This window comes from Achromobacter spanius, from assembly GCF_003994415.1.
GTDB lineage: Bacteria > Pseudomonadota > Gammaproteobacteria > Burkholderiales > Burkholderiaceae_B > Achromobacter > Achromobacter spanius_C.
In genome coordinates this window covers 2,700,632-2,718,201 of sequence record NZ_CP034689.1, presented here as the reverse complement: position 1 = coordinate 2,718,201, position 17,570 = coordinate 2,700,632, and the positions used below count along the sequence as shown (strand labels likewise).

The window sequence follows — 17,570 nt, the reverse complement described above, 5'->3', positions numbered from 1 at the left end:
TCTAGGATCGCCCGGGCTTGGGCGATAAGCCAAGAAGCGGGAAGAAAGCGGTGCTATTCCGCGCTGCGCAGCATGGCGGCCGGCGCGGCGCCATCCAGGGCCGCCTGGAAGCTGACGTAGTCCAGCCCGATGCGGACCGCGCCCCAGTGTTCCGACCCCAAATACAGCGGAATCGAAATGTCGTTGATGATCTCGCCGGTATCGCGCGAATAGGTCTGGAAGAGCATCGCGCCGGTGTTGGCGGCCAGCCGGGCGCCCACGGGGTCGTCAAAAATCCGTTTGTGCCGCGACCGCGCGATGTCCACCTTGGGGTCGCCCGTGGGCGGGTGCGAAAAGCAGCCGTTGTGGGCAGGCGCGTAGCCCCGGGCGTCGACCACCAGCGTGTAGATGCCTCCCGGCACCGCCTCCAGCACGCCGTCCAGCAGCTGCGTCAAGGCGTCGTCGATGGCCCGGTCATAGCGCGTGTGGTAGCGCGGCGGTTCGCTGCCGGCAATGCGCTGGTAATGGCGGTCGAACACATCCACGCCCCGGCGGCGGGCGTCGTCCAGCAGACGCTGCGCCGCGGCCTGAAAACTCTCCAGTGTTTCGCACAGCCGGTCAAACGCCGTCTTGCCCGTGCGCACGTCGGCCAGCACTTCCTGCACACTTTCCGTCTGGCGGCGGATACGGTCGATTTCATTCGACATGCTGCCCACGCGCTCCAGCACGTCGGCACTCAACGCGGCAATGCGCCCCACCTCCTCGCTCATGCCGTGGTTGGTGGCATCAACCTCGCCGATGGCCTGCACCACCTCGTTCACCTGCAGGTTCATGCTGCCGAAGTCACGCACGAAGCGCTCGAAATCGGTGCAGGTGCGGTCCAGCACGGCGCCGGAAGCGTCCACGTCTTCCCGCAGCGTGCCGGTCTGGCGCTGGGTGGTGTCCACCAGGTCCAGCATTTCGACGGTATGCCGACCGATATCATTGGTGGCGGCATTGACCCGTTCGGCCAGACGGCCCACTTCACTGGCCACCACCGCGAAACCGCGTCCCGCATCCCCTGCCCTGGCCGCCTCGACGCCCGCGTTCAAGGCCAGCAACTGGGTTTGCAGCGCAATATCCTTGATCAGCTTGCTGATGTCGGCCACCGAGCGCGCGCGCAGGGTCAACTGGCCCACGACTTCGGTAAAGGCGGCCATCTCGCGGGTCATCCGGTCTACCCGCGCCTTCACCTCCGACAGTTCGGACAAGGCCTGCTCGGCGGCGTGCAGGTTCTGGCCGGACACGTCGGCAATCTGGCGCGCATGGGTCGACGTGGACGTGGACAGGGCCGCAATCTGCGCGCCGCTGTCGGCCAGTGCACCCGCCGCGCGCGCCTGCTCTTGCGCCAAGACCGAGCAACGCCCCGCCTGGTATTGGGTACGCGCCGCGTTCAAGGCGATTTCGATACTGGATTGCCGCACGGTGACGATGCGCCCGCGCATCCGCGCCAGGAAGCGATGCAGGGAGAAAACCGCGGGGCTGAGGGAAAGGGTACGTTCGGACAGCGTGCCGTCGCCCCGGTTCAAGCGGCGTAGCAGTGCCCACATACCGCCCAGGCGGAATACGGATCTGGCCATGATGGACCTCCTTGTGCTGGCCCGGATCGCCTTCTGTGGGCGTCCGTTGCCTGGCGCGCGGCGCGCGCCTTGTCTCGTACTGCAAGCCCCCCCTGCTTATTCTTCTAGGCACGCGCCACCGGCGGCCAGGCCGGCCGGCGCGATGGGTCGATCAGAACCCCAGGCTGGCCAGCAGGTCGTCGACCTGGTCCTGGCTGGTGACGACGTCCGTCTTGCCTTGCGGACTGATCTGCGGTCCGTTCAACAGGCTGTTGGCTTCGTCGCGGCGTTCCTGCGGCACGTTGTCCAGCAGCACCTGCAGCAGTTCGCGTTCAATCGCGCCCACCACGTCCATCATGCGCATGATGACCTGGCCCGTCAGGTCCTGGAAATCCTGCGCCATGATGATTTCCATCAGTTGGGACTGGGTCTGCTGCGTCTGCTTGGGCACGTCGGCCAGGAAGGCGCGCGTGTCTTTCACCAGTTCGCGCGCCTCGGGCAATTCCAGCGGCTGGTCGTACCACTGCTGCCAGCGGCTATCCAGCGCCTGCGCCGAGCGCGACATGCCGTCCTGGATCGGGCCGGCCTGCTCGGTCGCGTTCAGCACGCGGTTGGCGGCCTGCTCGGTCATCTGGGCCACGTAGCGCAGGCGATCGCGCGCATCGGGGATGGCATTGGCCGCATCTTTGATCGCCTGATCCAGACCCAGTTCGCGCATGCTGTCGCGCAGCATGCGCGTCAGCGAGGCAATTCGATGGATCAGATCGGGGTTCTCGGCGGCGGCTTCAACTTGTTCCGTGGGGCTCATTGCTCACCTCAGCCGGCAATTTTCTCGAAGATCTTGTTGAGCTTTTCTTCCAGCGTTGCCGCCGTGAAAGGCTTAACCACGTAACCGTTGGCGCCGGCCTGGGCCGCCGCAACGATGTTTTCCTTCTTGGCTTCCGCCGTCACCATCAACACCGGCAACGAGGCCAGCGATGCGTCGGCGCGGATCTGCTTGAGCATTTCCAGGCCGTCCAGGTTGGGCATATTCCAGTCGGACACGACGAATTGGAAGCCGCCGTTACGCAGCTTCTCCAGCCCGATCGCGCCATCCTCGGCTTCGTCCACGTTCTCGAAACCCAGCTCTTTGAGCAGGTTGCGGATGATTCGTCGCATGGTGGGGAAGTCATCCACCACCAGAATCTTGATGCCCTTGTCTACCATCTTTCACTCCAGAAGAAATTTGCTTGAGATCGATCGTGGGTGGCAGACGCGTCAGACGCGGTGCCCACGGTCGCCCAGGCGAGTCAGAATGCGTTCGCTAATCGCCGACAGCGCAACCACTTCATCCACGGCGCCCATGGCGATGGCTTCGCGGGGCATGCCGAACACCACGCAGCTGGCTTCGTCTTGCGCGATGGTGTGCGCGCCCGCGCGATGCATGGTCAGCATGCCGGCCGCGCCGTCCTTGCCCATGCCGGTCAAGATGACGCCGATGGCGTTCTTGCCGGCGGCCACGGCGGCGGAATTAAACAACACGTCCACCGACGGGCGGTGGCGGTTGACGGGTTCGCTGGCTTCAAGCTCGATCACGTAGTTGGCACCGCTGCGGCCCAGGCGCATGTGGGTGTCGCCGCCCGGCGCCAGGTACACGTGGCCCGGCAGCACGCGGTCGCCGTGAACGGCTTCGCGCACTGTCACCGCGCACAGCGCATCCAGCCGCTGTGCGAACGAACGGGTGAAGCCGGCCGGCATGTGCTGCGTGATCAGGATGGCCGGGCTGTCCGGCGGCAAGGGTTGCAGCACTTCGCGGATGGCTTCGGTGCCGCCCGTGGACGCCCCCACGATCACCAGCTTTTCCGAGCTGGACAGCGGGCGGCGCAACATCGGCGCGGGCGCGGCCTGCGCCGAATGCGGCGTGGGCGCGCGCAGCTTGGCGCGCGAGGCCGCGCGGATCTTGTCCGCGATGATCTCGGTGTATTCCAGCAGGCCGTCGCGGATGCCCAGCTTGGGCTTGGTTACGAAATCGATCGCGCCCAGTTCCAGCGCGCGCAGGGTGATTTCACCGCCGCGCTCGGTCAGGGACGACACCATCACCACCGGCATCGGCCGCAGGCGCATCAGCTTTTCAAGGAAATCCAGCCCGTCCATGCGGGGCATTTCCACGTCCAGCGTCAGCACGTCGGGGTTGTGGCGCTTGATCAGGTCGCGCGCCACCAAGGGGTCGGGCGCGGTCGCGACCACTTCCATATCAGGTTGGCTGTTGATGATTTCAGTCATCAGCCCGCGCACCAACGCGGAGTCGTCCACACATAAAACGCTTATTTTTTTCATTGTCTGCTGCCTTGGCCGGTTCAGGCCTTACTCGCACATTCGTAGACGGTCTGCCCGCGCAGACGAAAATCCCGGCTGATGTAGGTGAAGTTCTCGGAGTGCCCGGCAAACAGCAGGCCGCCCGGCTTGAGCAGCGGCGCAAAGCGCTCCAGAATCTTCGCCTGCGTCGGCTTGTCAAAATAAATCATCACGTTGCGGCAGAAGATCACGTCGAACTTTTCGTTGATCGGCCACGACGGCGCCAACAGGTTCAAGGTTTCGTACCGCACCATGTCGGCAATCTCAGGCCGCACGCGCACCTGGCCGGCGTTGGCGCCACGGCCTTTCAGGAAGAAGCGGCGCAGGCGCTCGTCTTCCATCTTGGCGACGCGTTCGGCCGGGTAGACGGCGGCGCGCGCCCGGTTCAGCACATTGGTGTCGATGTCGGTGGCCAGCACCGTGGACGATGCCGCGCGCGGGCCCAGGGCCTCGACCAGCGTCATCGCAATGGAATACGGCTCTTCGCCGGTGGACGCGGCACAGCACCACACGGACACCGGGCCGCCGCGTTTTTGGGCGAACTCGGCCAGGATCGGGAAGTGGTGCGATTCGCGGAAGAAGGCGGTCAGGTTGGTCGTCAAGGCATTGACGAATTCTTCCCACTCGTGCGCGTCGGGTTCGTGTTCCAACTGGTCCAGATAACTGCCGAAGTCCTGGCGGCCCAGGGCGCGCAAACGCCTGGCCAGGCGGCTGTAGACCATTTCACGCTTGTGCGTGCCCAGCGAGATGCCCGCGCGCGCGTGGATCATCTTGCGGACGCGGGAAAAGTCCGCGTCGCGAAAATCGAATTGGCGGTCCACCGAAACGGACGGCGCCTGGGTTGCCGCAGTTGCCACGCGATTCCTCAGTGCCCAAGCGCAAGCGCATCGGGCGATTGCAAACGTGAGTCTTCATCGGACGAGCGCACCGAAGACAGGCGCTGCGCCGGCACTTCGATGACTTCGCCCGCATTGATCTTGAACACCGCCACGGCTTCGGCCAGGCGTTCGGCCTGCTCCTGCAAGGAGCCCGCCGCGGCGGCGGCTTCTTCCACCAGCGCCGCATTCTGCTGCGTCACTTCGTCCATCTGCGACACGGCGCGGTTGACCTGGTCGATACCGCTGGACTGTTCTTCGGACGCCGCCGAGATCTCGCCCATGATGTCCGTCACGCGCTTCACCGACGCCACAATCTCTTGCATCGTCGCACCGGCGCGTTCCACCTGCTGCGAACCCGCGCCTACCTTGGTGACCGAGTCCTCAATCAAACCCTTGATTTCCTTGGCGGCCTGCGCGCTGCGCTGCGCCAGCGAGCGCACTTCGCCCGCCACCACCGCAAAGCCCTTGCCCTGCTCGCCCGCGCGCGCCGCTTCCACGGCCGCGTTCAGCGCCAGGATGTTGGTCTGGAAGGCAATGCCGTCAATGACAGAAACGATTTCCGAAATCTTGCGCGAGCTGGCCGAAATCTCTTGCATGGTGGTAACCACTTCGGATACCGCCGAACCGCCTTTTTCAGCCACGTCCGACGCGCTGGCCGCCAACTGATTGGCCTGGCGCGCATTGTCGGCGTTCTGCTTCACGGTGGACGCCAGCTCTTCCATGGATGCCGCGGTTTCCTCAAGGGATGCCGCCTGCTGTTCCGTGCGGCTGGACAGGTCCGTGTTGCCGGCCGCGATTTCATGCGAGCCCACGTTGATTTCGTCCACGCCACGGCGCACCGTTGCCACCGTGCGCGTCAGGCTTTCCTGCATGCGTTTCAGGGCGGCGAACAACTGGCCAACTTCATTGGTGTTGCGCGCGTCCACCCGGGCGGTCAGGTCGCCACCCGCGATGCGGTCAAAGTGCTGGCCGGCTTCCTTCAAGGGCTGCAGCACGCGACGGCGCAGGAAAACATAGGTGGCAAACACCAGCAGCGCGGCGATCACACCGCCCGCCGCCACCGCTATCAGCACGAATTGATAGCGCACCTGGGCCACGTCATGCGCGTCCATCATCTTGCTGGCACGCCAGAAATCAAAGGCCTCGATGGCGCGTGAAAAGCGCCCTTCCAGCGCGTCCTGCACCGTCTGAACCTGCTTCTGGTAAGCCGGCATGTCGGCCTTTTCCAAGGCGGCGACCAGCGGATTCAAGCCTTGCTGCACCAGCATGGCGTAGGCCGCTTCAATTTCCTTCAGCGACTCGACCGCGTCCGGAGGCTGCGGCAGCGTCTTGTAGTATTCGAATTCCGCCTGGCCCTTGTTCATGGACGCCTTGGCGCGTTCCAGCAAGCCGGTGGCTTCCGCCGACAGGCCCTGCGTCAGCAAGGTGGCTTGGCCCACGTTGCTGACGATGTCCGCATAGTTGGCGGCGGCGGCGCGGCCCAGGCCGCTCATCGTGTCCTTGTAGCTGGACACGACCCGGCTCACCGCGTCATTCAGTTCCTGCGACTGCTTGATCTCGGCCAGGGTCCCATTGCTGATGCGCAGGGACAACACGCCAAGCGCCGCCCCAATCACCAACATGAATGAGAAGAACGCCAGCACCCACAACAGGCTGCTGCGTATCGTCATGTTCGCGAAAAACTTGCGCATCTCAAGAACCACCCTTTGACTGCAATCGTTAAAGGAAAGCGCCACATCGCAATGAATATGGCGCCTCTACCCCGCGTTCCGGTCAAACTCCGATCAGGAGGCAACCTTCTCCACCAGCGCCATTTCATCGCTGGTCATCATCTTCTCGATATCGACCAGGATGAGCATGCGCTCGTCCACCGTGCCCAGGCCGGTCAGGTATTCCGTGGACAGCGTGGCGCCGAATTCCGGCGCCGGACGAATCTGGCCGGCGTTCAACATCAGCACGTCCGACACACCGTCAACCACGATGCCGACCACGCGGCGATCCAGGTTGAGGATGATGACCACGGTCTGCTCGTTGTAGTCAACGCGGCCCAGGTTGAACTTGATGCGCAGGTCGACGATGGGAACGATGATGCCGCGCAGGTTCGTCACGCCCTTGATGAAGGTCGGAACGTTGGCGATGCGAGTCACCGTGTCGGCGTCGTAGCCCCGGATTTCCTGCACTTTCAGGATGTCGATGCCGTACTCTTCGTCGCCCAGCGTGAAGACGAGGAATTCGCTGCCGACATCTTCGTTGCGCGCGGATTGCGCTTGCGGTTTGGCTGCCATGATTTTTAATGCTCCATCAATTCAAAATGGCTTCGGGCTGCGACCAACGTTCACGGTTGGCGCGCGCAAGCGCAAATACGTCGACAATCAGGGCCACGCTGCCATCACCCAGGATGGTGGCCGCCGAGATGCCGGGAACCTTGCGGTAGTTGGACTCAAGATTCTTCACCACCACCTGGTGCTGGCCGATCAGGTGATCCACCAGCAACGCAAAACGGCGGTCTTCGGCCTGCATGATGACGGCGATGGCCTGCGTGGGGTCGGTCTGCGCCTGGCTGACCGAGAACACGCGGTGCATTTCCACCAGCGGCAGGTATTCGCCGCGCACATGCATCACGCGTTCGTTGCCCGCCACCGAATAGATCTGGTCATTGGTCGGTTGCAGCGATTCCGTCACATGGTTCAGCGGCAGGATGAAGGTTTCCTCACCCACGCGCACCGACATGCCGTCCAGAATGGCCAGCGTCAACGGCAGCACGATGCGCGTCGTGGTGCCGTTGCCCGGCTCGCACGACAACTGCACATGGCCACCCATGTCCTGGATGTTCCGGCGCACCACGTCCATGCCGACGCCACGGCCCGAGATGTCGGTAACCTTTTCGGCGGTGGAGAAGCCTGGCGCGAAAATCAGTTGCCAGATTTCATCGTCAGGAGAATTCTCGTTCACGGCCAGGCCCTGGGCCATGGCCTTCTTCAGGATCTTTTCGCGGCTCAGGCCGCCGCCGTCATCGCTGACTTCAATGACGATGTTGCCGCCATTGTGTTGCGCGGACAGCACCAGTTGGCCGACCGGGTCTTTGCCCGCGGCAATACGCTTTTCGGGCGTTTCGATGCCGTGGTCCAGGCTGTTGCGCACCAGGTGCGTCAGCGGGTCGATGATGCGTTCGATCAGGCTCTTGTCCAGCTCGGTGGCGCGGCCATACGTTTGCAGTTCGATCTGCTTGCCCATCTTGCCGGCAATGTCGCGCACCAGGCGGGGGAAGCGGCTGAACACGTAGTCCATCGGCATCATGCGGATCGACATCACCGCTTCCTGCAGATCGCGGGCGTTGCGTTCCAACTGCTCCATGCCGTTCAACAGGCGGTCATGCAGGACGGGGTCCAGCGTGGAAGCCGTTTGCGCCAGCATGGCCTGCGTGATGACCAGTTCGCCCACCAGGTTGATCACCTGGTCGACCTTTTCGACGCCCACGCGAATGGACGTAGATTCCTTGTCGGCATGCGCGGGCGCGGCCGGACGCGAAGCACGCGAGGCGGCTTGCGTGATGGCCTCGGTCGCGGCGGCGGTGTCCGCCACGGTGGGCGTCGGCTCGACCGGGGCCGGAGCGGGCGCAACGGCGGCTGCCGCGACGGGCGCGGCGGCGGCGACCGCCACCGGTTCGGCGGCAGCCACGGCCACCTGGCCGGTGGGCGCCGCTTCGCGGGTGATGCTGAGCTGATCGCCGTCCACGATGAAGCAGCACACCGCTTCAATGTCGTCCGGCGTGCAGGTGCTGTCCATCCACACGGTCAGGGCGCCATCGGCTCGTTCGCTTGCGCGCACGTTGCCCAGGTTGCCCATTTCTTCCAGCAGGGACGCGGCGTCCTTGTCGGACACCTTGGTGATCCTGACCTTGAGCGGCAGGTCGCCGGCATCGGCCGCGGGCGGCACGGGTTCGGGCGCGACGACAGGCGCGGGAGCCGGGGTGGGAGCCGGAGCGGCCGCCACGGGCGCGGGCACGGGAGCCGTGGGCGCGGCCGCGGCCGGGTCCTTATGCTCCAGCGCCAACTGCCTCAAGACAGCGCAGATACGCTCAAACACGGCTTCATCGGGCTCTTCGGAGGCCCGATAGGCATCCAGTTGGCTTTTGAGCACGTCTTTCGTTTCCAAAAAGATATCAATCATGTCCGTACGCAGCGCCATTTCGCCACGGCGGATTGCGTCCAGAAGGTTTTCCAGCAGGTGGGTCGTGCCCGCCAACTGCGTAAAACAGCCGAATGTCGCCGCGCCGCCCTTGATCGAGTGGGCCGCGCGGAAGATGGCATTGAGCTGTTCGATGTCGGGAGAACCCACGTCGAGTTCAAGCAGCAACTGCTCCATCTGCGCGAGCAGCTCGTCCGCCTCATCGAAAAAGGTCTCGTAAAACTGACTGAGGTCCAAACCAGAACTCATGACCCGTACGCCTTCATAAATGAACCTGCTTTACGCGCCGGCCTGCTCATCGAGCAGCTCGGTCGCCAATTCCACCAGCACATCGGGGTCGACCGGCTTGGACAGCCAGCCACAAACGCCCAGATCCCGAGCGGCCATTTTGCTATCCACATCGTCCTCGGTGGTCAGCACCAGCACCGGCACATCCAGGTACTGGTCCAGTTCACGCAGGCCTTGAATCAGCTCCAGCCCGCCCTTGACGGGCATGTTCCAGTCGCTGACCACCAGGTCCACCTGGTGGCTCTTGGCCACTTCCAGCGCTTCCTGGCCGTTGCCGGCCGTCAGCACTTTCCATCCCGCGCCCGTCAACGTCGCCTGCACGATCATTCGCATCGTCGCCGAATCGTCCGCCACCAGAATCGTTGCCGCCATTGCTATCGAACCCCTTCGGCGGGCGGCGCATTCGCCGCTTCACCTTGTTTGGTTACCGTCCCGGCCTGGGCGCCGGCTTGCGCCGCCTCCACGGCCGCCCCCACCTCGCGGGCATCTTTGGCGCTGATGTCCGCCGCGGCGGCGTTCTCGCTTTCGATGCGCTTTTGGGTGTTCATATTGAGCACCACGAGGCTGATACGTCTATTAACGGCTGCATACGGATCATCTTTAACCAGACTCATGCTGGAAGACAGACCCTGGATGCGCATGACCTTGCTTTCGTTCATGCCGCCGGCCACCAATTCCTGGCGCGAGGCATTGGCGCGGTCAGCCGACAATTCCCAGTTGCTATAGGCGCGTTCGCCGCGCGCGTACTGCGACGCGTCGGTGTGGCCCGAGATGCTGACCTTGTTGGGCAGCTCGTTCAGCACCGGCCCCAGCTCGCGCAGGATGTCGCGCATGTACGGCTGCACTTCGGCGCGGCCGATGGCGAACATGGGGCGGTTCTGGTTGTCGATGATCTGAATGCGCAAGCCTTCGGTCGTCAGGTCGATCAGCAGTTGCGGCCTGAAGCTTTTCAGGACGGGGCTGGTCTCGATGACGTTCTCAAGGCGCTTTTTCAGGTTTTCCAGGCGGTGCTGCTCGCGCCGTTCGGCGTCGCCCATGGGCTGGGACTCAACCCGGTTGCCCTGACCCTTGCGGACATCGCCCTCGCTGCGCAAGGGGTCACGCCCGCCGCCCGGCACCGCGCTGGTTTCGGCCGAGCTGCTGGGGCCGCCCGTGATCGCCACGCGCAGCGGCATGCGGAAGTATTCCGCGATGCCCTTGAGTTCTTCGCGTGGCACGATGCTGATCAGCCACAGCACCAGAAAGAACGCCATCATCGCGGTGATGAAGTCGGCGTAGGCGATTTTCCAGCTTCCGCCGTGGTGTCCGCCGCCCTTGACCTTCTTGCGGCGGATCACCACACGGTGGTTGTTTACCGTGCTCATGGCCCGCTCCGTCAGGCCTTGCCGGTCGACTTGGTTTGCCGGACGTGCTCTTCCAGTTCACCAAAGGTCGGACGCACGGACGAGAACAGCACCTTGCGGCCAAATTCCACCGCCAGTTGGGGCGGGTAGCCGTTCATGCTGGCCAGCAGCGTGGTCTTGATGCATTCCAGCACTTTCATGGCTTCGTCGTTGCGGCGTTCAACCCGCGAGGCCAGCGGCCCCACGAAACCGTACGCCAGCAAGATGCCCAGGAACGTACCGACCATGGCCTTGGAGATCAGGTCGCCCAGAATGGCGGGCGGCTGGTCCACGGCGGCCAGCGCCTTGATCACGCCCAGCACCGCGGCCACGATACCGAAGGCCGGCAGACCGTCGGCCATCTGCTGCAGCGCATGCGCGGGCACTTCGCGTTCATGGCGATAGGTCTCGATTTCCTCGTCCATGAGCGTTTCGATTTCAAACGAGCTCATGTTGCCGCTGATCATGATGCGCAGGTAGTCCGTAATGAACTCCATGAGCTTCGCGTCTTTGGCGATGCGGGGATATTCGCTGAAGATCGGGCTGGACGCCGGATCCTCGATGTGCGATTCGATGGCCATCAGGCCTTCACGGCGCGCCTTGTTCAGCAACACATACAAGAGAGCCATCAGCTCCATGTACACATCTTTGCTGTAGCGCGAGCTTTTCAGCGCGTCGGGCAGCGCCTTCTTCACCAGCATCAGCGACTTTTTGCTGTTGCCGGCCAGAAAAGCCCCAAAGGCCGCACCAAAGATCAGCGTCAGCTCGAAGGGCTGGTAAAGCGCGCCCAAATGGCCGCCCAGCGCTATGAAGCTGCCGACGACCGACACGATCACCACGAGAAAACCGATAACAATCAACACATCAGGCCCCTGCCAACGAAGTCTAAAACTAGCGTCAATGATCCCCTGTTCCCCCCGACCCAAAAAGGCGGGTTACGGGGAGTTTTCCAGGGCTTTTGATGTATTTGGACGCAAACTGCGCGCGTCCGGTCAGGGACGGGCGTCGCCAAAGAGAGGCGCGGGACGGGTGCCGGCGCGCGCTTTGGCCGCTGCGCGCGTCTTGCCGGCGCGAGGTGGCGGACGGCAGATCGCGCACACAAAATCCGATTGCGGATCGTGGGCGTGGGCAATGAAATGGCCGCCGCATTGGCGGCAGGCGGACAGCTGCAGCATGCCGCTGTCAAAGAAGCGCACTAGCATCCAGGCGCGGGTGAAGCTCAGCACGGGCTCGGCGCTTTCGGCCGTATCCAGGCCGGCGTTTTCCAGGTAGAGGCGATAGGCATCGATGATGGCCCGTATGCCCTTGCTGCTGGTGCGCGCGTTCAAGAACGAATAAACGTTGTAGAACAGCGACGAGTGGATGTTCGGCAGCCAGGTCATGAACCAGTCAACCGAGAACGGCAGCATGCCCTTGGGTGGCGAGCAACCGCGAATTTCACGGTACAAGCGTGCGAGGCGGTCGTGGCTGAGGCTGGTTTCAGCTTCCAGAACCTGTAACCGGGCCCCCAGGGTAATCATGGAGCTGGCAAGCAGGATGTCGTCCGCTTCCTGAGATACGCTTTTGGAGGCCATTACGCGAGTCCGAGTGGGTGGTCGAGCGGCCGTCAGGCCAGTTCTTCAACAGGTTGCTTGGCCAACAGGATCGTTGCGTGGGCTTGTTGCAGCGCACCACCCAGCACATCGTGGGTCAGCGCGGACAGCAGGCTGTAATCATCAAAGCGGAACCGGCACAACAGCGAGCTGGAGCTGGCCAACTTCACCAATTGCGCCGGTGACAGACGCATCAGAATATCGGCAACTTCGTTGCTGAATCCCAAACGAAACATGGATGCTGCATAGTCATCACGCAACATACGTTGCGCAAGTAACAGGTATGACAGATTCACTTCACGAATATCTGCCAGCAATGAATTTTCGACTTGTTGCACGCCCTACTCCCTATCCCTAATCCCACCCACAGGGGCTCTATGACCAAAAGCACCGACGCCTTAATAGCGCCTGAATGCTGCTGCATCCTGTTTTAATGCGAAATGTATCATTTGTTCGCAATTTAAGTAAAATTTACCACAGGTGATGTCATTTTCTATGACTTATATGACAAATCTTTGTTGATATTGCGCAACCTGTGAGTTTAGATACACATTGACATAGAAACTCGTGACGAATTTACGTCAATTTGGCAAATAAGCATTCAAAACATTGCGTACTTCCGCGAATGAAATGTTGTGTTGTGCCGACAATGACACCTTGCCGATCACTCAATCCTGGTCGCCTTAGCGCAGCCGCGCGTTTGTCGACAATGTCGCAAATTGACAACGTTTGACGATGCGTCACGATGGATACAGCCTGACATTCCCGCAATGCCCCACGCAGATGACAGCTTGGTCGAATATGCCCCGCTAGTGCGGAAGCTGGCCCTGCAATTGCTCGCCCGGCTACCCGCCAGCGTTGAGCTCGACGACCTGATACAGGCCGGCATGATCGGCCTGCTTGACGCCGTAAGGCGCTATCAGGAAACCGCAGACGCCCAATTCGAGACCTACGCCACGACCCGTATCCGTGGCGCGATGCTGGACGAGCTACGCGGCCAGGACTGGCTGCCGCGCAGCGTCCGCACCAAGGCGCGCAAAATCGAGCAGGCCATTCAACAGCTAGAACAACGCTTGATGCGCGCGCCTTCCGAGGCCGAGATCGCCGCCCAGCTTGAAATGCCGATCGGGGAATACCAATCGCTGCTGCACGACGCCCAAGGCGTGCAGATCGTGCATTACGAAGACTTCACCACCGAACCCGATTCCGCCTCCGGCCAATCCGACTGGACCGCGACGCTAAACCACGGCTCGGCCGGTGGCAACCCGCTGGATGCCCTATTGGCTGGCGACTTCCGCCAGGCGCTGGTGCAGGCGATTGATGCGCTGCCTGATCGCGAAAAATTGTTGCTGTCGCTGTGTTACGAGCAAGGGCTGAACTTGAAAGAGATCGGCGCCATCATGAATGTGACCGAGGCACGGGTGTGCCAACTGAGGTCGCAGGCGACCGCGCGGATCCGGGCCAAGCTGAAAGAAATGGCCTGGCAGGAGCTGCCGCTGGAAGGGCAGATCGCGCAGATCATTTGATGGGTCCATTTCGCGACAGGAAACTCCCCCGGAAATCCATCGCTGTTCGGGCCATATAGCCGAACGCCACGCTGATAGCCTTTCGCACAGCTCACTAATCCGCAAGCAGTCGCGTTCAAACCGCGCGCCGCCCCTTTTCCTGGAATTTCGCAATGACCGCAGCCGATCATTTGACTCAGGCCATCTCCGACGCCTACGACGAAACCCCCTATATATCGAACGCATTCGCGTACACGTCGCCGGGCAACCTGCGCGCAGTGGCAAGCCTTTATGGCTTGGCCGCGCCCGCGCTTGAGAGCGCCCGGGTACTGGAACTGGGCTGCGCCGCGGGCGGCAACCTGCTTCCCTTCGCGCTGGCCTATCCCAACGCTCGCGTCGTCGGCATAGACTTGGCGCCGCACCAGATCGAGGCGGGCCAACAGGTGGCGGAAAAGACTGGCGCCCGCAATCTGGACCTGCGCGCAATGAGCGTGACCGATGTCACCCCTGAATTGGGCGTGTTCGACTACATCATCTGCCACGGCGTGTTCAGCTGGGTTCCGCCCGAAGTCCGCGACGCCATCCTGCGCATCTGCCGCGAAAACCTGGCGCCCGAAGGTGTTGCCTACGTCAGTTACAACACCTACCCAGGATGGAAAGCCGCGGACGTGGTCCGCGATGCCATGATCCTGAACAGCTTTGGCGCGCAAACCGCCCAAGAGAAGCTGGCCAGCGCCAAAGAGATGCTGGACCTGTTGGAAAACGGCTTGTGGCACAACAATCCGCTGCAGTCGGCTCTGCAAGGCGCGGCGCACAAACTTCGCGGACAGTCCGACCACTACCTGCTGCACGAATACCTGGAAGCGATCAACACGCCTTGCTACTTCCTGGAATTCGCCGCTGCCGCCCAGCAGGCCGGGCTGGCGTATGTGACGGACGCCGAACCGCATCTGACCTTCGCTTCCACCTACGGCAGCAAGGTAGCGCTAGGCCTGAACGGTTTGTCGGCCAAGGGCAACCGCGAAATGCGCGAACAGTATCTGGATTTCGCCGTGGGCCGCTCTTTCCGCAAAAGCCTGCTGGTGCATGGCGAGCGCGCTGAAAAAATGCTGGAACAACCCGAAGGCACGGCGTTCAAGGCGATGCACTTCGCCACGCGGCTTGACGCCGCCGCCGCCTCGCCTGGCGCCTCGGCGGAACATCGCCACTACCTGACCCGCAACGGCGCGACGCTCAGCAGCAAAGACCCGGCCATGCTCGGCATGATCGACGCGCTGAACAAGGCATGGCCCCGCTCGCTGCCGTTTGACGCGCTGCTGGACATTGCGCGAGCGCACAATCCGGGCATGCAAGGTGAGAACCTGGCCAATGCGGTCTATATGAACCTGATCACGCTAGTGCAATCCAGCGGGGTTCATTTCCGTATGGAACCATCGCCCTACCTGGCGCCCGACAGCAAGCCCGCATTGATCCCGGGCGCCCGCGAACTCCTACATGAAGTAACAAGCACGGCATGCCAAGTGGGCATGTACAACCTGTGGCACCAACCCGTAACGCCGCCTGCCGACGCTTTGGGCCGATTCGTTGCCCAGCATATGGACGGCTCGCGCAGCGTAGCCGAGTTGCGCACCCTGACGCGCGACACCCTGACGTCCGGACGCACGCCCCACCCCAACGGCCAGTCTTATAAGGGTGCGCGGAATCTGGAACCCGTCGCGCAGGAATTCCTGAATGCCTTGCTGGCCGAATTGCGTCGCACGGGCCTGCTGGTGAATTGACGCTTACAACTTCCGCGGCCAGCGCCTTATGGGCAAGCGCGGGGCAAGCGCCGCGGAACCGCCCCATAAAGCCAACATATTTACGATTGCCGAAAAAAAAGCCTAAAGATTGATTTGGGACTGCCGTAATCCTGACAACGGAGAAATTCGAAGACGCAAGAAAGCGAATTCTCCCGTTAACACGATGGGCGGCCCCGCTGCCCGGTTTGAAGAAGCCTTTCTCTCTTGGGAGCCTAAACATGGCTGCAGTCATTAATACCAACTACTTGTCGCTCGTTGCTCAGAACAACCTGAACAAGTCGCAATCGTCCCTGGGTACCGCCATCGAACGCCTGTCGTCGGGCCTGCGCATCAACAGCGCCAAGGACGACGCTGCCGGTATGGCCATTGCCAACCGCTTCACCGCGAACGTCAAGGGCCTGACCCAAGCCGCTCGTAACGCCAACGACGGTATCTCGCTGGCTCAGACGACGGAAGGCGCCGCCTCCGAAGTCAACACCCACCTGCAACGTGTTCGCGAACTGTCGGTGCAAGCCGCCAACGGCAGCTACTCGCAAGAACAGCTGAACTCGATGCAAGACGAAATCAACCAGCGTCTGTCGGACATCGACCGTATCTCGGAACAAACCGACTTCAACGGCGTGAAGGTTCTGTCGGATTCGGCCAAGCCCCTGACGCTGCAAGTTGGCGCCAACGACGGCGAAACGATCACCCTGAACCTGTCGGAAATCAGCGTCAAGACGCTGGGTCTGGACGGCTTCAACGTCAACGGCTCGGGCGTGACCCAAAACCGTTCGGCCACCGTGTCCGACCTGCAAGCTGCTGGCGGCTCGTCCGTTGGCAACGACTGGACTGTCACCACCACGCACGCTGCTGCAACGGCTGACCAAACCTTCGCCAAGCTGGAAAACGGCAATACCGTTACCGTTGGCGCCGCCGGCACCGACGCTACGGTATACACGTACGACGCCGCCAACAAGAACTTCACGTTCACCGACAAGTCGGCCAGCGATGCGGGCGCCGTCAGCGATCTGGCTACCTCGCTCCTGCCGGCAACCGGCACCGTCACTGGCACGTTCTCCAACTCGGGTTCGGCCACGACGTCGTTCCAAGTTGACGCGACCGGCAAGGTTACCGTTGGCGGTCAAGACGCATTCCTGGACGCCGATGGCAACCTGACGACCAACAACGCTGGCGCCACCGCCGCCACGCTGGACAGCGTCATGCTGGCTGCTTCGGAAGGTACCGGCGCCGCTGGCACCTCGTCCGTTTCGATCGGTGGCAAGACCTACTCGAACACCGCTGCCGGTTCTGGCGCTCTGCAGTTCACCAACACCGTCGCTACCGACGCTCTGCTGGCCGACGTCAAGGCCAACGCTACCGCCGGCGACGTGGTGATCAAGCTGGGTCAAGGCATCACCAGCGCCGACGTCACCTTCACCAGCGGCGCGTCGACCGACACGTACGTTGACGACAAGGGCACGTTCACCACGACCGACAAGTACGACACGACCTACACCGTTGACCCCAACACGGGCAAGGCTACGGTCAAGAGCGGCACGGGCACGGGCGACTACGAAGCCAAGGTTGGTGCTGAAGCCAAGGTCAACAGCTCGGGCAAGCTGACCACGGAAGACACCAGCAAGGGCACGAAGACCACCGATCCGCTGAAGACGCTGGACGCTGCCTTCACTAAGCTGGACAAGCTGACCGGCGAACTGGGTGCTGTGCAGAACCGTCTGGAATCGACTATCTCGAACCTGAACAACGTGGTCAACAACCTGTCCAACGCTCGTTCGCGTATTCAAGACGCCGACTACGCCACGGAAGTGTCGAACATGTCCAAGGCTCAGATCCTGCAACAAGCTGGTACCTCGGTTCTGGCGCAAGCCAACCAAGTGCCGCAAACCGTTCTGTCCCTGCTGCGTTAATTCTCAGCGACAGACTCGGTTGGCAGAGGAAACTTTGGTTTTCTCTAGCTGGCAGCCAGGGGCAGGTCCTTCGCATCTACCCCTGGAACTCCAAAAACCCGCCTCACGGCGGGTTTT

At 62.4% G+C, this 17,570-nt stretch carries 16 protein-coding genes; 3 read left to right on the top strand and 13 right to left on the bottom strand.

The annotated features are described in order from the left end of the window. Nucleotides 1-53: 53 nt before the first annotated feature. The 13 genes from ELS24_RS12555 to flhD form a co-directional block, all read right to left on the bottom strand. Nucleotides 54-1,568 carry a methyl-accepting chemotaxis protein gene (locus ELS24_RS12555; RefSeq protein ID WP_050450356.1) on the bottom strand — a complete coding sequence of 505 codons (1,515 nt, stop codon included), beginning with the start codon at nucleotides 1,566-1,568 and terminating at the stop codon, nucleotides 54-56. Between the two features lie 181 nt (nucleotides 1,569-1,749). Then, nucleotides 1,750-2,385, bottom strand: coding sequence for a protein phosphatase CheZ (gene cheZ / locus ELS24_RS12550; RefSeq protein WP_050450353.1), 636 nt, complete (start codon nucleotides 2,383-2,385; stop codon nucleotides 1,750-1,752). An 8-nt stretch (nucleotides 2,386-2,393) separates the two neighbouring features. Further along, nucleotides 2,394-2,783: a chemotaxis response regulator CheY gene (gene cheY / locus ELS24_RS12545; RefSeq protein ID WP_043545108.1), complete on the bottom strand. Its 390-nt coding sequence runs from the start codon at nucleotides 2,781-2,783 to the stop codon at nucleotides 2,394-2,396. A gap of 51 nt (nucleotides 2,784-2,834) precedes the next feature. Continuing rightward, nucleotides 2,835-3,893 (bottom strand): protein-glutamate methylesterase/protein-glutamine glutaminase, encoded by a 1,059-nt coding sequence (locus ELS24_RS12540; protein ID WP_127184309.1) that lies wholly within the window; start codon nucleotides 3,891-3,893, stop codon nucleotides 2,835-2,837. Between the two features lie 20 nt (nucleotides 3,894-3,913). After that, nucleotides 3,914-4,768 carry a CheR family methyltransferase gene (locus tag ELS24_RS12535; protein WP_050450351.1) on the bottom strand — a complete coding sequence of 285 codons (855 nt, stop codon included), beginning with the start codon at nucleotides 4,766-4,768 and terminating at the stop codon, nucleotides 3,914-3,916. An 8-nt stretch (nucleotides 4,769-4,776) separates the two neighbouring features. Continuing rightward, nucleotides 4,777-6,480, bottom strand: coding sequence for a methyl-accepting chemotaxis protein (locus ELS24_RS12530; protein WP_050450350.1), 1,704 nt, complete (start codon nucleotides 6,478-6,480; stop codon nucleotides 4,777-4,779). Nucleotides 6,481-6,573: 93 nt separating this feature from the next. After that, nucleotides 6,574-7,074 (bottom strand): chemotaxis protein CheW, encoded by a 501-nt coding sequence (cheW, locus tag ELS24_RS12525; RefSeq protein ID WP_006219029.1) that lies wholly within the window; start codon nucleotides 7,072-7,074, stop codon nucleotides 6,574-6,576. Nucleotides 7,075-7,090: 16 nt separating this feature from the next. Then, complete coding sequence (gene cheA, locus ELS24_RS12520; RefSeq protein WP_127184308.1) at nucleotides 7,091-9,226, bottom strand: chemotaxis protein CheA; 2,136 nt, start codon at nucleotides 9,224-9,226, stop codon at nucleotides 7,091-7,093. 30 nt (nucleotides 9,227-9,256) lie between these two features. After that, entirely contained in the window at nucleotides 9,257-9,637 is a 381-nt protein-coding gene (locus ELS24_RS12515) for a response regulator (RefSeq protein WP_050448967.1), read from the bottom strand. Between the two features lie 2 nt (nucleotides 9,638-9,639). Further along, nucleotides 9,640-10,629, bottom strand: a complete 990-nt coding sequence (gene motB / locus ELS24_RS12510; RefSeq protein ID WP_127184307.1) for a flagellar motor protein MotB — start codon at nucleotides 10,627-10,629, stop codon at nucleotides 9,640-9,642. A gap of 11 nt (nucleotides 10,630-10,640) precedes the next feature. After that, nucleotides 10,641-11,510, bottom strand: coding sequence for a flagellar motor stator protein MotA (motA, locus tag ELS24_RS12505; RefSeq protein WP_046806435.1), 870 nt, complete (start codon nucleotides 11,508-11,510; stop codon nucleotides 10,641-10,643). Between the two features lie 129 nt (nucleotides 11,511-11,639). Next, a complete protein-coding gene (flhC, locus tag ELS24_RS12500) occupies nucleotides 11,640-12,221 on the bottom strand; it encodes a flagellar transcriptional regulator FlhC (protein WP_050448969.1) in 582 nt (193 codons plus the stop codon). A 32-nt stretch (nucleotides 12,222-12,253) separates the two neighbouring features. After that, nucleotides 12,254-12,577, bottom strand: coding sequence for a flagellar transcriptional regulator FlhD (gene flhD / locus ELS24_RS12495; RefSeq protein WP_006219025.1), 324 nt, complete (start codon nucleotides 12,575-12,577; stop codon nucleotides 12,254-12,256). A gap of 432 nt (nucleotides 12,578-13,009) precedes the next feature. Between flhD and ELS24_RS12490 the strand changes: the two genes are divergently transcribed. The 3 genes from ELS24_RS12490 (at nucleotide 13,010) to ELS24_RS12480 (ending at nucleotide 17,453) form a co-directional block, all read left to right on the top strand. Next, nucleotides 13,010-13,765 (top strand): RNA polymerase sigma factor FliA, encoded by a 756-nt coding sequence (locus ELS24_RS12490; RefSeq protein WP_050448970.1) that lies wholly within the window; start codon nucleotides 13,010-13,012, stop codon nucleotides 13,763-13,765. Nucleotides 13,766-13,917: 152 nt separating this feature from the next. Next, complete coding sequence (locus tag ELS24_RS12485; protein ID WP_127184306.1) at nucleotides 13,918-15,522, top strand: methyltransferase regulatory domain-containing protein; 1,605 nt, start codon at nucleotides 13,918-13,920, stop codon at nucleotides 15,520-15,522. Nucleotides 15,523-15,761: 239 nt separating this feature from the next. Next, nucleotides 15,762-17,453, top strand: coding sequence for a flagellin (locus tag ELS24_RS12480; protein ID WP_127184305.1), 1,692 nt, complete (start codon nucleotides 15,762-15,764; stop codon nucleotides 17,451-17,453). Nucleotides 17,454-17,570: the final 117 nt, after the last annotated feature.

Excerpts from the sequence above, each read along its gene's own strand:
- ELS24_RS12555 (WP_050450356.1), bottom strand. The coding sequence starts at position 1,568 with ATGTGGGCACTGCTACGCCGCTTGAACCGGGGCGACGGCACGCTGTCC.
- ELS24_RS12515 (WP_050448967.1), bottom strand. The coding sequence starts at position 9,637 with ATGGCGGCAACGATTCTGGTGGCGGACGATTCGGCGACGATGCGAATG.
- cheZ (WP_050450353.1), bottom strand. The coding sequence starts at position 2,385 with ATGAGCCCCACGGAACAAGTTGAAGCCGCCGCCGAGAACCCCGATCTG.
- ELS24_RS12490 (WP_050448970.1), top strand. The coding sequence starts at position 13,010 with ATGCCCCACGCAGATGACAGCTTGGTCGAATATGCCCCGCTAGTGCGG.
- flhC (WP_050448969.1), bottom strand. The coding sequence starts at position 12,221 with ATGGCCTCCAAAAGCGTATCTCAGGAAGCGGACGACATCCTGCTTGCC.
- cheW (WP_006219029.1), bottom strand. The coding sequence starts at position 7,074 with ATGGCAGCCAAACCGCAAGCGCAATCCGCGCGCAACGAAGATGTCGGC.
- ELS24_RS12485 (WP_127184306.1), top strand. The coding sequence starts at position 13,918 with ATGACCGCAGCCGATCATTTGACTCAGGCCATCTCCGACGCCTACGAC.
- cheY (WP_043545108.1), bottom strand. The coding sequence starts at position 2,783 with ATGGTAGACAAGGGCATCAAGATTCTGGTGGTGGATGACTTCCCCACC.
- ELS24_RS12530 (WP_050450350.1), bottom strand. The coding sequence starts at position 6,480 with ATGCGCAAGTTTTTCGCGAACATGACGATACGCAGCAGCCTGTTGTGG.
- ELS24_RS12480 (WP_127184305.1), top strand. The coding sequence starts at position 15,762 with ATGGCTGCAGTCATTAATACCAACTACTTGTCGCTCGTTGCTCAGAAC.
- cheA (WP_127184308.1), bottom strand. The coding sequence starts at position 9,226 with ATGAGTTCTGGTTTGGACCTCAGTCAGTTTTACGAGACCTTTTTCGAT.
- motB (WP_127184307.1), bottom strand. The coding sequence starts at position 10,629 with ATGAGCACGGTAAACAACCACCGTGTGGTGATCCGCCGCAAGAAGGTC.
- ELS24_RS12540 (WP_127184309.1), bottom strand. The coding sequence starts at position 3,893 with ATGAAAAAAATAAGCGTTTTATGTGTGGACGACTCCGCGTTGGTGCGC.